15 protein-coding genes are annotated in these 13608 nt (G+C 71.6%); all 15 read left to right on the top strand.

Going from position 1 to position 13608, the window contains the following annotated elements:
* Window positions 1–29: 29 nt before the first annotated feature.
* The 15 genes from P6897_RS05395 to P6897_RS05325 all read left to right on the top strand — a co-directional run bounded on the left by P6897_RS05395 (window position 30) and on the right by P6897_RS05325 (window position 13580).
* The gene (locus P6897_RS05395) at window positions 30–893 is read left to right on the top strand and encodes a hypothetical protein (protein ID WP_024357599.1); all 864 of its coding nucleotides are present in this window, start codon (window positions 30–32) and stop codon (window positions 891–893) included.
* Entirely contained in the window at window positions 890–1963 is a 1074-nt protein-coding gene (locus P6897_RS05390) for a ParB/RepB/Spo0J family partition protein (protein WP_067115706.1), read from the top strand. The genes P6897_RS05395 and P6897_RS05390 overlap by 4 nt, the downstream gene beginning before the upstream one ends.
* Before the next feature lie 71 nt (window positions 1964–2034).
* The gene (locus P6897_RS05385) at window positions 2035–2733 is read left to right on the top strand and encodes a hypothetical protein (RefSeq protein WP_067115703.1); all 699 of its coding nucleotides are present in this window, start codon (window positions 2035–2037) and stop codon (window positions 2731–2733) included.
* A 15-nt stretch (window positions 2734–2748) separates the two neighbouring features.
* Window positions 2749–3924, top strand: a complete 1176-nt coding sequence (locus tag P6897_RS05380) for a M23 family metallopeptidase (protein WP_024357602.1) — start codon at window positions 2749–2751, stop codon at window positions 3922–3924.
* On the top strand, window positions 3924–4190 hold the full coding sequence (locus tag P6897_RS05375) for a DUF6112 family protein (protein WP_024357603.1): 267 nt from the start codon (window positions 3924–3926) through the stop codon (window positions 4188–4190). The genes P6897_RS05380 and P6897_RS05375 overlap by 1 nt, the downstream gene beginning before the upstream one ends.
* A 78-nt stretch (window positions 4191–4268) precedes the next feature.
* Window positions 4269–4538, top strand: coding sequence for a DUF6112 family protein (locus tag P6897_RS05370; RefSeq protein WP_020627604.1), 270 nt, complete (start codon window positions 4269–4271; stop codon window positions 4536–4538).
* A gap of 40 nt (window positions 4539–4578) precedes the next feature.
* Window positions 4579–6024, top strand: a complete 1446-nt coding sequence (locus P6897_RS05365; protein WP_024357604.1) for a conjugal transfer protein TrbL — start codon at window positions 4579–4581, stop codon at window positions 6022–6024.
* A 6-nt stretch (window positions 6025–6030) separates the two neighbouring features.
* The gene (locus tag P6897_RS05360) at window positions 6031–7491 is read left to right on the top strand and encodes an SCO6880 family protein (protein WP_024357605.1); all 1461 of its coding nucleotides are present in this window, start codon (window positions 6031–6033) and stop codon (window positions 7489–7491) included.
* Between the two features lie 52 nt (window positions 7492–7543).
* Window positions 7544–8380, top strand: a complete 837-nt coding sequence (locus P6897_RS05355) for a hypothetical protein (protein WP_024357606.1) — start codon at window positions 7544–7546, stop codon at window positions 8378–8380.
* Window positions 8377–9924: an ATP-binding protein gene (locus P6897_RS05350; RefSeq protein WP_024357607.1), complete on the top strand. Its 1548-nt coding sequence runs from the start codon at window positions 8377–8379 to the stop codon at window positions 9922–9924. The genes P6897_RS05355 and P6897_RS05350 overlap by 4 nt, the downstream gene beginning before the upstream one ends.
* 65 nt (window positions 9925–9989) lie before the next feature.
* The gene (locus tag P6897_RS05345; protein WP_036085151.1) at window positions 9990–10481 is read left to right on the top strand and encodes a hypothetical protein; all 492 of its coding nucleotides are present in this window, start codon (window positions 9990–9992) and stop codon (window positions 10479–10481) included.
* On the top strand, window positions 10478–12274 hold the full coding sequence (locus P6897_RS05340; protein ID WP_067115700.1) for a type IV secretory system conjugative DNA transfer family protein: 1797 nt from the start codon (window positions 10478–10480) through the stop codon (window positions 12272–12274). Before P6897_RS05345 ends, P6897_RS05340 begins: the two co-directional genes overlap by 4 nt.
* Window positions 12275–12327: 53 nt before the next feature.
* Window positions 12328–12780: a single-stranded DNA-binding protein gene (locus P6897_RS05335; RefSeq protein WP_067115697.1), complete on the top strand. Its 453-nt coding sequence runs from the start codon at window positions 12328–12330 to the stop codon at window positions 12778–12780.
* A gap of 15 nt (window positions 12781–12795) precedes the next feature.
* Window positions 12796–13368, top strand: a complete 573-nt coding sequence (locus tag P6897_RS05330; RefSeq protein WP_141369226.1) for a hypothetical protein — start codon at window positions 12796–12798, stop codon at window positions 13366–13368.
* On the top strand, window positions 13365–13580 hold the full coding sequence (locus tag P6897_RS05325) for a helix-turn-helix domain-containing protein (protein WP_067115694.1): 216 nt from the start codon (window positions 13365–13367) through the stop codon (window positions 13578–13580). Before P6897_RS05330 ends, P6897_RS05325 begins: the two co-directional genes overlap by 4 nt.
* Window positions 13581–13608: the final 28 nt, after the last annotated feature.

The raw sequence follows: 13608 nt of genomic DNA, 5'->3' as shown, positions 1-13608 counted from the left end.
TGCGCACCTGCCTGTCAGGAGGTGCCGTCATGGAGACTGCCACGGCCCGCGACCGGCGGGCACGATTCGAGGACTCGGAGGCGCTGCGCGCCCTGCTCACCCGCCTCCACGAGGCGGGGCGCGGAGCGTGGCGCCATGACCCGGAGGCCGCTGCGCTCATGGAACATGCGGCGAGAAAGTACGCGGCGCTGGCCCGCAAGCACGGGCTGGACCCGTGGGAGGCGGCGTCTGCGGCATTCGAGGCGATGCGCGGTGCCGCGACCCGCCGGGCGGAGGACCCGTGGGCGGTGATCACGCGGGCGGTGCAGGTGACATGCACCGCGGAGGAGCGCGGCAACGGGCTGCTGTGCTCCGTCCACCAGGCCCGCCGGCCCCGCTACTCGGTGTTCCATGACGCGGAGCGGTTCAGCGATCGGGAGAACCCGCTGCCCGACTACCACCCCGCGTTCCGGTTCGATCCCTTCACCGACGGGGAGCCGGATGCCGATGGCGATGCGGTGCCGGAGCGGGCAGTGAATGTGACCGCCGCGATCGAGGACACCATCGCGTTCCTGAGCTGGGTCGGGTGGGAGCCTGCGACGGCGCGGGCTGCGGTCGAGTACATCACTACGCGGCTCGCGGAGTCGGTGTCGCGGGCGTCGGCGTTCGAGGTGCTGCGCCGTGACCGGCAGGCCCGCGCCCTCCTCGACCTCCCCAGCGCCTCCTGGACGGCGCTGCTGCGGGTCGTGCTCGGCGTTCCCGACCCGGCCCTCACGCACACGAACGCCGGCCGCGGAATGCTCCGCCGCCTGCTAATCGGCCAGCCGCTGCGAGCACTCCTCACAGACGACAACCTCGTGATCACCGCCGGACTCGCCGCACCCAGATTCGGTGCCGGGAGCGGCGGGTCATGAGCACGCCACTGGAAGGACGCATCGAGCTGGAGCGCGCGGTCGATTCGATCATCGTCGGCGCGCGGCACCGGCACGACCACGGCGACCTGACCCCATTGGTCGAGTCGATCCGTCGCCACGGGCTGCTGCAGCCGATCACGGTCACCCTCGACGGGCACCTGATCTGCGGAGCCCGCCGGCTCGCGGCGATCAAGCTGCTCGGCATCAAGACCGTCAACGTGTGGGTGCGGTCCGGGGTCTCCGACCGGCTCGGGCAGCTCCTGGCGGAGCAGGACGACAACCAGCTCCACAAGCCCCTCACCCAGCTCGAAGCTGCCGCCCTCTACCGCGAGCTGAAGGCCCTGCTGGCCGAGGACGCCGCCCGCCGACAGGAGGCCACCAGGTTCCAAACGTCCGCCGAAGATGCAGAAGACGGTGGTGCCAATTTGGCACCACCGCAGATCGAGCAGGGCAAGACCCGCGCGCAGGCCGCTCGGATGGTCACTGGCCGCGCCTCATACACGACGTTGGAGCGCATCGGCCGGCTGGAAGACCTCGCCGCGGACGAGTCCCAGCCCGAGGCGGTGCGGGCGCGCGCCGCGCAGGAGATCGAGCGGATCAAGACCGGCGGCAGCGTCTATCCGTCGCATCTGCGCGTGAACGCGGAGCTGTCGCTGGCGGAGCTCGATCAGCTCGCCGCCGACCTGGCACAGCCCGCCGGGCTGCGCGAGCGGGCCCGTACCGAAGCGGATGCGGTGCGGGCCGCGGAGCGGGAGGCGAAGGCCGCAGAGCTGGAGCAGTTGGCGCAGTCCGCGCTCGCCCGCGTCAAGGCAGCCAAGACCGGCAGGAAGGCGAAGCGGCCCGCACTGACGGCGGTGGAGCCGGGCCTCCCGGTGCCGTTCCCTCTGACCGTGTTCACCGCGACGTGGGACGACATGGCCTCGTGGTGGAAGCACTACGACCCCACCGAGGTCGGCCCGGCACTCACCACCGAGCAATGGGCACGGTTCGAGGAGACGATCGCCGGCACCGTCGCGTTCGCCGATGCCGCGCGCGTCGCCCGGGAGGGCCGGCCCGAGCAGACCGCCTGAACAGGGCGGTGGCGCGCACCTTCCTGGCAGCCACGCATCCCCTTGTTGCCGTCCGGGAAGGACCCCTGTTCATGGACCCCGCCGCCCCCGATGACCGTCGCCGTCGTCGCCTGCTGATCGCCGCCACTGCCGCAGGCCTCGCCCTGCTGATCCTCGTCGGCATCGGCATCTACGGACTCGTCCGCGGCCCCGCCGCCCCGGCCGACCCGGCACCGAGCGAACGACCCTCCACCACGACGCCAGTGACGCCCGGCCCGATGCCGGGCGGTGAGCTGGAGCCGCTGCCGCAAAGGCTCGGCCCGGAAGCGTTCGCCCGCGCGGTCGCGACCGCGCTGTTCACCTGGGACACCACGACCGGGCACACGCCTTCGGACTATGCGCAGGTGCTCGCGGATGCCGCCCACGGTTCCGAGGCGGATGCGTTCGTGGGCGACGTACGCGCCTACCTCCCGACGACGGAGGCGTGGGCGCAGCTGCGCCAGTACGCGACGCGCCAGTGGCTCACCATCGACGAGGTGTTCATCCCGGAGGCGTGGGAGACCGCCGTCGATCAAGCCGCCCCCGGCCAGATCCCGGCCGGGGCAATCGCCTACACCTTCGAGGGCACCCGGCACCGCGACGGCACCTGGGGCACGACGCCGGTAGAGGCGTCCCGCCCGGTCGCGTTCACCGTGTTCCTCGTCTGCACCCCGCCCACGCCCGGCCACGGCGCGGCATCAGGTTCGTGCGAGGTGCTGCGGCTGTCCGAGCTCGACACCCCGCTGCACTGAGCCGGGAGCGTCGCGATGAAGAAGCTCGCCGTCCTCGCCCTCACCCTGCTGCTCATCGGGCCCTCCACGGCCCTGCTGGGCGTCGCCGCCCTCGGCGGCACCTCCGCGACCGCCGCCGTCTGCACGCCCGGCTCACTCGCGGTCGGCCCGATCCCGGACTCGCTGACCGCCACCACCCGCAACGGGGAGACGGTCACGCTGGACCGGCAACAGCTCACGCACGCGGCGACGATCATCACGGTCGGCAGGCAGACCACCGGCGTCGGACGCGACGGGGTGCTCATCGCACTCATGGCCGCCCTCACCGAATCCACCCTGCGGATGCTTGCCAACACCAGCGCCTACCCCGAGTCCGCGGACTACCCGCACGACGGCAACGGGTCGGATCATGACTCGCTCGGCCTGTTCCAGATGCGGCCCGCCAGCGGCTGGGGCACCGTCGCCGAGCTCATGGACTCGACATACCAGGCCAGGGCGTTCTACGGCGGCGAGTCCGGCCCGAACTACCCGTCCCCGCGGGGGCTGCTCGACATCCCGGGCTGGCAGCAGCTCGACCCCGGAGAGGCCGCGCAGGCCGTCGAGGTCAGCGCCTACCCGGACAGGTATCAGAACTACCAGCCGGTGGCGCAGGCGATCCTCGACGCCCTCACCCGACCCGCGCCCTCCGGCAACGGCGGCGGGGATGAGACACCGGTCGTGCCCGAGACGACCAGGATCGTGCTCCCGCTTCCCGAGGGAACCTGGGTGCGGACGAGTCCGTTCGGGTGGCGCAATGACCCGATCACCGGGGAACGTCGCTTCCACGCCGGCTCGGACTTCGCTGCCCCCGATGGAACCCCGATCTATGCCGTCGCCGACGGCGTCGTGGTGCGCGCGAACTACACCGACGCAGGTGGCGGGGTCATCGTCATCGAGCACACCGTCGGCGGTGAGCGGGTCGCGTCGATGTATGTGCACATGTGGCAGCACGGCATCCACGTCGCCGAAGGCGACACCGTGACCGCCGGGCAGCACATCGGAGACGTCGGCTCCTCCGGGCACTCGACCGGCCCGCACCTCCACCTACAAGTCCACCCCGGCGGCGCAGGAGCGGACCCGGTGGACTCCGACGCCTGGCTCACCGAACACGGTGCCGAAGGGATTGCGGGCGGCGAAGCCGCCCCCGCCCTCTGCACCGCCGGGGGTGCGTGATGGACGTGTTCCCCGACTTCGGCGGCGTGGGCGGCGCCGCAGACCTTCGGTCCATCGTCGGCGCGCTGCTGATGTTCGTGCTCGTCACCGCGGTGCTCATGCTCATCGTCTGCGCCATCATCTGGGCGATCGCGTCCGCCAGCGGCAACTACCAGGCCGCCACCAAGGCGCGCACCGGCCTGCTCGTCGCGGTCGGCGCCGCCGCGCTATCCGGCGCCGGCGTTGCCTGGCTCAACTTCCTCCTGGACGTCGGCACCCGGCTCTGACCGCCCCCGCCTGCGCTGGGAGCGGGTGTGCACCTGACCGTCGAGAACCCCGTCTCGACCAGTCAAGGGAGCACAACCGTGATCGACATCGACCCCAACAGCTCGGGCCTTCCGGGCATCGAGCAGCTGCGCATCATCGTCGGCGCCGTCATGACGGTGGGCCTGATCCTCTCCGTCCTCGCGCTCATCGTCTCCGCGATCGTCTGGGGTCTCGGATCGAACAGCAGCAACCCCCACCTCGCCAGCCGCGGCAAGGTCGGCGTCCTCGTCTCCTGCGGGGCGGCGATCATCTGCGGCGCCGCGGTCACGCTGGTGAACTTCTTCTGGGGCGTCGGGCAGGCCGTCTAATGACGACCCGACATGACCTCCGACGGCGGGGGTGGGCGCGGTGAGCGTCTGCGACGTCCCGGTCATCTCCTCCGTCTGCGACGCCGTCGGCGAAGGCACCGCCTCCCTGATCGCGGCTCCGTTCGACTGGCTCGCGCAAGCGATGGCCGGGGCCGCCGCATGGCTGTTCGAGGCCGTCTGGTGGGTGTTCGACACCACGACCCTCGTCGACGTCACGAGCGCCGAGTACGTCGGCGTCTACAACGTCCTTTTCGGTGTCGCCGTGTTCGTGATGCTGATCTTCTTCTGCCTCCAGCTCATCACCGGCCTGGTCCACCGCGACCCCACCGCGCTCAGCCGTGCGGCGCTCGGCCTGGCGAAGTCCGTCCTCGGCAGCTTCTTGGTGATCACGCTGACGGCGCTGCTGTTGGAGGTGACCGATCAGCTCGCGGTCGGGATCGTGCAGGCTACCGGCAACACGATGGAAGGGATGGGGACCCAGATCGGGCTCCTCGCCGTCGCCCTCGGCGCCATCAACATCGGCGGCCCTGGCGTCGGGGCGATCCTCACGATCTTCCTCGCCGGCCTGGCCATATCGGCGGCGGCGATCGTGTGGTTCTCCCTGCTGATCCGCAAGGCGCTGCTGCTCGTGGCGATCGTATTCGGCCCGGTCGCCCTGGCCGGGGCCACGTGGGACGCGACCAAGGGCTGGTTCGCCAAGTGGGCGGCCTTCGTGATCGCCCTGATCTTCTCCAAGCTCGTCCTCGTCGTGATCTTCCTCGTCGCGATCGGGCAGGTCTCGGCCCCGATCGAGGCCGACCTGGCCTCCATCTCCGACCCCATCGCCGGCGTCGTGCTGATGTTCATCGCCGCGTTCGCGCCCTACATCACCTACAAGTTCCTGTCGTTCGTCGGCTTCGACATGTACCACGCGATGTCGTCCGAGCAAGAGGCGAAGTCCGCGCTGAACCGGCCCGTGCCGGTGCCATCTGCCCCGCAGGCCGACACAGCCAAGAAGGTCCTCGACGGCGGCACCGACACGGGCAGCAACCCGCCAAGCGGTGGAGGCGGCGCAGGCGGAGGCTCGACACCGCCCCCGCCTCCTCCCGGTGCGTCGGCTGCGGCCCCTGCCAGCGCGGGAGCGGGCACGGCGGGTACCGGCGCCGCTACATCCGGTGCCGGAGCAGGGGCTGGAGCTGCCGGCGCTGGCGCGGCTGGTCCCGGTGCGGCCGCGGGGCCCGTCGGTGCCGCGGTGGTCATCGGAGCCGCCGTGGTCAAGGCCGCAGCGGCCGCCGGCCCGAAGGCAGGCAAAGCCGTGGGCGGCGCGGCGGACAGCCAGGCCGGCGCGGCGGCCGAGCAGGCATCCCCGCCGCCGTCGCAGGGCACCCCGCCGCGTCCCGCACCGTCAACGCCGCCCTCTCCCGGGCCTGCAGAGTCCTCGCCCGCGCCTCGGCGCCGGCAGGACCCGCCGCCTCCGCCATCGTCCGCACCGGCCGGGAAGGAGTAACACCTGATGGTCACGAACTCGACTAGCGACTACCCGCTGGCACCGGTGCAGTTCTCCCGGCTCGCCAGGCGCGGCATCATGCTCGGCCTGTCCCTGCCGCAGCTCATCGTCCTGGGCGTCGCGGTGCTCACGGTCGTCTTCTCCCTCTACGCCGCCGGCGGGATGGGCTTCGCCTGGACCGCACCCGTCTGGGGCACCTGCGCCCTGCTCGCGGTGATCCCTGCCGGGGGCCGGAAGGTGATCGAGTGGGTGCCGGTCCTCGCCCGCTGGGCCGCCCGGACCTATCTCGGGCAGCTCGTCTACCGGCGCCGCGTCATCAAGCCCCGCCCCGCCGGGACGCTCTCCCTACCGGGCGATGCGGCGCCGCTGCGGGAGTGGGAGGACCCCGAGACCGGGGCTGCGATGATCCACGACCCGCACGCACAGACCCTCACCGCGATCCTAGGCGTCTCCCACCCCGCGTTCGTCTTGCTCGATCCGGGTGAGCAGCAGCGCCGGGTCTCCGGCTGGGGCCGCGTGCTGGCCGCCGCGTGCCGTTCCGGACGGATCGCCCGCATCCAGGTGTCCGAGCGGACCCTGCCGGATTCCGGGACGGGCCTGGCGGAGTGGTGGCGCACGCACGGCACCGACGACGGCTCCTGGGCCGCGACCACCTACGCCGAGCTCATCGACCGCGCCGGCCCCGCCGGAGAACGCCACGCGACGACCATCTCGCTCGCGCTCGACATGAAGGCCGCCGCCCGGCAGATCAGGACCAGCGGTGGCGGGATACGGGGTGCGGCCGCGGTGCTGCGGCAGGAGATGAGCACGCTGACGACGGCGTTGCGCGCGGCGGAGCTCACGTCGACCGGGTGGCTGGCGCCCGGCGAGGTCGCCGTCGTCCTGCGCTCGGCCTACGACCCCGCCGCCGCGCCCGCGCTGGAGCGGCACGGGGACCTCGGCCGTGACCTGGCGACGGCCGGCCCGGTCGCGGTCACGGAGACCTGGGACCGGCTGCGGTCGGACTCCGCGCACCATGCGGTGCTGTGGATCACCGAGTGGCCTCGCTCGCAGGTGTATCCCGGCTTCCTTGCCCCGCTCGTGCTGTCCAACGGCATCCTGCGCACCCTCGCCCTGCACTACACCCCGGTTCGCGCCGACCAAGCAGCGCGGGACCTGCGGAAGAAGAAGACCGAGCTCATCTCCGATGCCGCCCAGCGGCGCAAGATAGGGCAGATCGACGACGCGGCCAGCAGCGCCGAGCTGGACGACGTGCTCCAGCAGGAGGCGGACCTGACTGCCGGGCACGGCGTCCTGCGCGTCTCCGGCCTCGTCTCCGTGTCCGCGCCGACCGTGGACGAGCTCGACGCGGCGGTGGCGGCGGTCGAGCAGGCGGCGATCCAAGCGTCCTGCGAGACCAGGCGGCTCGTCGGTCAGCAGGCGCAGGCGTTCACCGCTGCCGCGCTGCCGTTGTGCCGGCCGGTCTGACTCGGCGCACCTGCTCACCAACCGTCACGCCTTCTTGTGAGGAGCCTTGATCATGCCGATCTTCGATGACCCGCTCGCGGACGCCGCTGAGGCGTCCGCCGCGCTGCGGGGCCTGGCCCACGCGACCCGGACGTTCGCGAGCCCCGCCGACACCTACCCGGTGATCGGAGAGCTGCTCGCCGGCGTCAGGTCGCTGCGGCAAGTGCTCGACCAGCTCGCCTCCGCCCATATCAACGCCCGCGCCAGGGCGCACGACGACGCCGGGAATCAAGCCGCTGGCGCAACCTCGGCTCTCGCGGCTGCCGACGAGCTGCACCAGGCCGGCACCCTGCTGGACACCGTGGAGTGGCGGCTGGACGCCGCCTCCCAGCACTCCGGCCGCATCGCCTGGCACCCAGCACCTGCCGTCGAGGACGGCCCGGCGAGGCGGTGGGTCAGCGTCGTGTTCCTGGAAGGCTCCGAGGCCGACGAGGTGCTGGAGCTGATCGACCGCGACGGGACGGATGCAGCGATCGAGCACCTGGCCGGGCACGACTACGGAGCGGAGACCACCCAGGCCGCGCTCGAGAACGGATACGTCTACGACGAGCCCCCGGCAGGTGCGCTCGACAAGGTGGCGACCAGAGACGTCTACACGCTCACCTACAACCCCTTCCTCGGGCACGTCTCGCTGCTGCGCGAGCACGACACTATGCGCGATCCGGCACTCCTCGGCGTCGACGCCCCGGCCTCCGCATCCGCATCGGAGTCGGGGCGGGAAGCGGAACGCGCCGCGCACAAGTCCACGCGTGCAGTCGGCGCCGCGGTCAGTCGGGGGCGAGACGGGGCCGACTGGTTCACCCGCCGCCCCGGCACCGCCTCCGCACACGGCCGGGGGCTGGCGCTGTGACCGGGCAGGACGACAGCCGCCTGCACACCGCTGTGCTCGTCGGGCCCGAAGGCGAGCGGCGCCGGGCACGCAAGGCCCGCCGGCAGGCGGCGGCGAAGGTCGAGACCGATGCCCGCCAGCATCGCAAGCTAGAAGCTCGGGCGAAGTGGGAGGCGGAGCAGGCTGAACGCCGCAGCACGAGCTACCTGCCCGCCGCCGGCGAGGCGGGACCTGCGGCGTTGCGGACGCCGGGCCGGTTCCGGCTCCCCAAGCACCAGGACACCTCCGCGACGCTCGCCGGCCAGTACCCCTTCCTGGCCGAAGCCGGCCTCGGCAGCCAGGGCGTCTTCGTCGGCCAGGACCTCTACAGCGGCGGATCGTTCGTGTTCGACCCCTGGGTGCTCTATCAGCGGGGGCTCATCACGGCGCCGAACGTCGTGCTCGCCGGCATCGTGGGGAGCGGCAAGTCGTCCCTGGCGAAGTCGCTGTACACGCGCAGCCTGCCGTTCGGACGCAGGGTCTACGTTCCCGGCGACCCGAAAGGGGAGCATACGAGTGTTGCGGAGGCGGTCGGCGGGCGGGCGATCATCCTTGGCCACGGCCTGCGCAACAGGCTCAACCCGCTCGATGAGGGCCACCGGCCGTCTGCGGTGTCGGATGCGGAGTGGGCGATGCAGGTCGCCTCCCGCCGCCGCGACCTCATCGGCGCCCTCGCAGAGACCGTGCTGGATCGGGCGCTGTCGCCGTTGGAGCACACCGCGATCGACCTCGCCCTTCAAGACGCTGTGAGGAGCGCCGAGGTCCCGATCCTGCCGATGGTCGTCGACCGCATCCTCAGCCCCAGCCGCGTCGACGACGAGGACGGCCGGCTCGCGGAAGATGGCCGGCTCGTCGGCCACGCGCTCCGTCGGCTCGTCGCTGGAGACCTCCAAGGCCTGTTCGACGGGCCCAGCACTGTGCGGTTCGACCCGTCGTTGCCGATGGTGTCGCTCGACCTGTCGCGGGTCGCGGAGAACAGCACGCTGATCTCGGTGCTGATGACCTGCTCGTCCGCATGGATGGAGTCCGCCCTGTCCGACCCGGCAGGCGGACAGCGATGGGTGATCTACGACGAGGCGTGGCGGCTCATGCAGTACCCGGCGCTGCTTCGCCGCATGGACGCCCAGTGGAGGCTGGCGCGGCACTTCGGGATCGCGAACATGCTCATCTTCCACAAGCTCTCCGACCTGGACAACGTCGGCGATGCCGGGACCGCGATGCGCGCCCTCGCCTCGTCGTTGCTGGCGAATGCGGAGACGCGGATCGTGTACCGGCAGGAGCCGGACCAGCTCGGCTCCACCGCCCTCGCGCTCGGGCTCACCGGCACCGAGCAGAAGCTACTCCCAGGGCTCGGAACCGGGCAGGGGCTCTGGCGGATCAAGGACCGCAGCTTCGTCGTCCAGCATCAGCTCCACCCCGCCGAGCTCGCCGCGTTCGACACCACCGGCCGTATGACGAGCGATTCCCATGAGTTCAGGAATCTCGACGTGCCTTCAGGAATCCCGAACGATCGGCAGGATTCCTGATGCCCCGGCCCCGCTACAAGCGATCCTGGGGCGAACCCGCATCTCGAGACGGGAGTGTCGAGCCCGTGCCGGTCGTGCTCCCGCTCGTCGCCATCGCCATCGCCGAGGACGGCCGCATGACCGTCACTGTCGACGGGGCGCCGTTCGAGCCAGAGCCGTTCGCGCCGCCGTGGCGGCGGGAGGACTTCGCCCGCGTCCTCGACCAGCTCACCGACCTGCGCCGCTCCCCGGTGCGGGTCGAGGTGCGCGAAGCGGAAGGAACCGTGTTCACCGACATCATCACCCCGAGCAGGCGCCGCCGCACCGAATCCGATCCAGAGCCGGCATCGGAGGAACCGGCCCGCCGACCGGCGACGGATCTCGTCGTGCTGCACGGGGAGGGGTTCGTGCCGGGTGAGGACGTCGCGATCGCCGTCGTCATCGCCCACGGCGACGCCGCCCCGGATGGCACCATGCGCGGCATCATCGAGGCGGCACAGCTCGCCGGGAGCCCGACCCGCGAGGTCATCCTGCTCGGCCGGGTCTCCGGCACCTTCACGATCGGGCACCCCGAATGAGCACGCCCCGGCCCGCGGGGGCGCTCGGGGACGAGCTGAGCAACCTCGGCATCGGCATCCTCATCGGTGCCGCGGTCCTCGCCGCCATCCTCCGCGGCGCCGGGTCTGTCGCCGCCTGGATCACCGGGACCGGCCAGCCCACCGGCGGGATCGAGGCGGGCCTGGGTGTGCTGCTACACTCCGGCGACCCCGCTGCCGCGCTCGACGCTCCTGGCCTGAACGTCGTCGCGTACTGGATCACCGCCGGTCTGCTGGTCCTCGGCGCCGGGGTGGCCGGCTGGTGGGCGTGGCGGTTCTTCCGCGAGCACGGCCGCCGCGTGAAGACGGACCCTTACCGCATCGCCGGGATCGCCACCCGCAGCGAAGTCGCCAAGGCCGCCTCAGAGGCGGCGCTGCTGCGCCGGGCCGGTCACCTGCGGCCCTCGCTCCACCAGCCGCGGCCGGAGGATGTCGGCTACCGGATCGGCGCCTCACATGGCACGAGCGTCTGGGCGTCCGTCGAGGACAGCATCCTGCTGATCGGCCCGCCCCGCTCCGGCAAGGGTGCCCACATCGTCATCAACGCCATCTTGGACGCCCCTGGCGCAGTCGTCACGACGAGCACCCGCCCGGACAACCTCACCGCGACCCTCCGCGCCCGGCAGAAGATCGGCCCGGTCGCGGTGTTCGACCCGCAGCACCTCGCCGAAGGCCTGCCCGCCGGGCTCAGGTGGTCACCCATCCGCGGGTGTGAGGACCCGCTGACGGCGATGATCCGGGCGACCGGCCTCGCCGCCGGCACCGGTCTCTCGGCCGGCGGGGTCGAGGGCGGCGGGTTCTGGGAGGGCAAGACGAGAACCGCGCTCCAAGCGCTACTCCACGCCGCCGCCCTCGACCACCGGCCACCCTCGGAACTGTTCCGCTGGACCCTCGACCCCTCCGCCGCCGCGGACGCGGTCGCGATCCTTACCGCGAACCCGCGAGCCGCGACTGGGTGGGCGGACTCGTTGCAGGCGATGATCGACTCCGACCCCAGAACCCGCGACTCCATCTGGCAAGGCGTCTCGCTTGCCCTGGCCGCGCTGGCAGACCCGCGCGTGCTCGACGCCGTATCGCCGCGCGAAGACGAGGACTTCGACCCCGAAGCGTTCCTCCGCGACCGAGGAACCCTTTACCTGCTCGCCACCGGAGCCGGCGCCAACAACTCCGCTGCGTTGGTGGCTGCGTTCGTGGAAGACGTCGTGGAAGCTGCCCGCCGCCTCGCCGCCACCAGCCCCGGCGCCCGCCTCGACCCGCCACTGCTGCTCGCGCTCGATGAGGTCGGCAACCTCGCCCCGCTGCCGTCGCTACCGACGCTCATGGCTGAGGGCGGCGGAACCGGGATCACGACGATGCCCGTCCTCCAAAGCCTCGCGCAGGCGCGGGAGAAGTGGTCGGAAAACGCGGCCGGCGCGATCTGGGACGCCTCCATCGTCAAGATCGTCCTGGGCGGAGCGTCGAACTCCAAGGACCTGCACGACCTCACCACGCTCATCGGCGAGCGCGACGAGGTGACCGACTCCACCACGGTCGGAGACCACGGCTCCCGCTCCGCGCAACGCTCCATCCGCCGCGTGCCGATCATGCCGCCCGACACGATCCGCACCCTCCCGTTCGGGACTGCACTGGTGCTGCTGCGCTCCGCACCACCCATCGTCACCCGGATGCGGACCTGGACCGACCGGCCCGACGCGAAACAGCTGCGCGACGACCGGGCCGACATCGAGGCGACGCTGCAGCACCGCTCGGAGGAGCCGCCGGGCGCACCTGCCTGACAGAGCGGCCCCATCGTGGGGTCGCCGCCGATGTCAGAAAGAGGGGCAGTCCAATGGCTCTCCACACGCAGGAATCCGTCTCGGGGTTCATCGCCTCCGACCCGCAGCTCACCTACACGGAGCGGGGCGATGCCCGGTTCTACGCCAAGATCGGGCAGGAGCACTATCGCAAGGAGCCGGACGGGTCGTTCACGCAGACGGAGACGACCTTCCACGACCTCGTGGCGTTCAAGAAGACCGCCGAGCGCGCCCACGACCGGCTCGCCAAGGGAGACAAGTTCGTCGCCGAGGGCTACACCCGCGAGTACGACCGCGCCACGCCGGAAGGCGAGGTGGTCAAGTCCGAGGAGTTCGTCGCGAAGAAGCTCGGCCACGACCTCGCCCGCACGAGCTACGAGGTCGACCGCACCCGCCGCCAGCCCGCCACGACGCAGGAGCCTGTGGGACAGGCGGCCGGCGCAGCTCATCGCGAGAGCTCGGGCACCGCCCCGGCGCTCGGGCTCTGAACGGCGGTGACCGCGATGAACCAGAACGACACCGCCCCCGAGACCGACGAGCCGGACCTGGACGAGGAGTCCGAGGAGTTCAACGGGCCGCTGATCCCGGAGCCTCCGCGCCCGATCAACTGGAACCTCCTGACCAGCGAGGAAGCGGAGGCCGAGTGGCTGGAGCTGAACCGCTGGGTCGACTGGCTGCGCCGCACCTACGGGCTGCCTGCTTCGGTGGTTCCGCCGTTCTGGCACCGCCACCCGGAGCTGTTGTGGGAGCTGAGTGCGCTGCATCTGCATTGGCTGTCCGCCTACGACCCGGAGCAGAACGGCTCCGCGCCGCTGGGCTGGCATCGCGACTTCGCCGACGCCCGCCAGCGGCTCCGTGACTGGGTCGCAGCTTCCGGAACCCGGCTCGACCGAGACCGCCCGACCCGGCAAACCACCTGGCCCGGGGAGGACCCGGCAGGCCCGGTCGAGGACACGATCATCGCTCACCGGGATCAGGACTTCGTGCAGTTCGTCCTCGACGATGTCGCCGCGCGCCGCCAGGCCGAGGACGACTTCTATGCCGGGCTCAACCCGAACACCGGAGAAGTCGCATGAGCGATACCGGCGGCACGATCGTGGTCTCCCCTCTCATGGACAGTCGCGAGATCGCCGCCTATCTCAAGGTGTCCGAGTCGACTTTGTCGAGGTGGCGTTCGGCTGGTCAGGGGCCGCCGTTCCTGCGGCTGGGCGGGATCGCCCGGTACCGCATCGACGCGGTCGACGCCTGGCTGGCGGGGCTGGAGCACAGCCATGCCCAGGAAGGCTGAGCCGCTCCCGCACGCGCAACCGAAGCCG

The organism is Microbacterium sp. BDGP8, from assembly GCF_029991045.1.
Lineage (GTDB): Bacteria > Actinomycetota > Actinomycetes > Actinomycetales > Microbacteriaceae > Microbacterium > Microbacterium plantarum.
Note: the sequence above shows the minus strand (reverse complement) of the source record. Positions and strands in the feature narration are given on the sequence as shown.

Bases quoted from the DNA above. Each gene is read 5' to 3' on its own strand.
- P6897_RS05395 (WP_024357599.1), top strand. From the start codon at position 30: ATGGAGACTGCCACGGCCCGCGACCGGCGGGCACGATTCGAGGACTCG.
- P6897_RS05340 (WP_067115700.1), top strand. From the start codon at position 10,478: ATGAGCACGCCCCGGCCCGCGGGGGCGCTCGGGGACGAGCTGAGCAAC.
- P6897_RS05390 (WP_067115706.1), top strand. From the start codon at position 890: ATGAGCACGCCACTGGAAGGACGCATCGAGCTGGAGCGCGCGGTCGAT.
- P6897_RS05360 (WP_024357605.1), top strand. From the start codon at position 6,031: ATGGTCACGAACTCGACTAGCGACTACCCGCTGGCACCGGTGCAGTTC.
- P6897_RS05335 (WP_067115697.1), top strand. From the start codon at position 12,328: ATGGCTCTCCACACGCAGGAATCCGTCTCGGGGTTCATCGCCTCCGAC.
- P6897_RS05375 (WP_024357603.1), top strand. From the start codon at position 3,924: ATGGACGTGTTCCCCGACTTCGGCGGCGTGGGCGGCGCCGCAGACCTT.
- P6897_RS05385 (WP_067115703.1), top strand. From the start codon at position 2,035: ATGGACCCCGCCGCCCCCGATGACCGTCGCCGTCGTCGCCTGCTGATC.
- P6897_RS05355 (WP_024357606.1), top strand. From the start codon at position 7,544: ATGCCGATCTTCGATGACCCGCTCGCGGACGCCGCTGAGGCGTCCGCC.
- P6897_RS05330 (WP_141369226.1), top strand. From the start codon at position 12,796: ATGAACCAGAACGACACCGCCCCCGAGACCGACGAGCCGGACCTGGAC.
- P6897_RS05380 (WP_024357602.1), top strand. From the start codon at position 2,749: ATGAAGAAGCTCGCCGTCCTCGCCCTCACCCTGCTGCTCATCGGGCCC.
- P6897_RS05325 (WP_067115694.1), top strand. From the start codon at position 13,365: ATGAGCGATACCGGCGGCACGATCGTGGTCTCCCCTCTCATGGACAGT.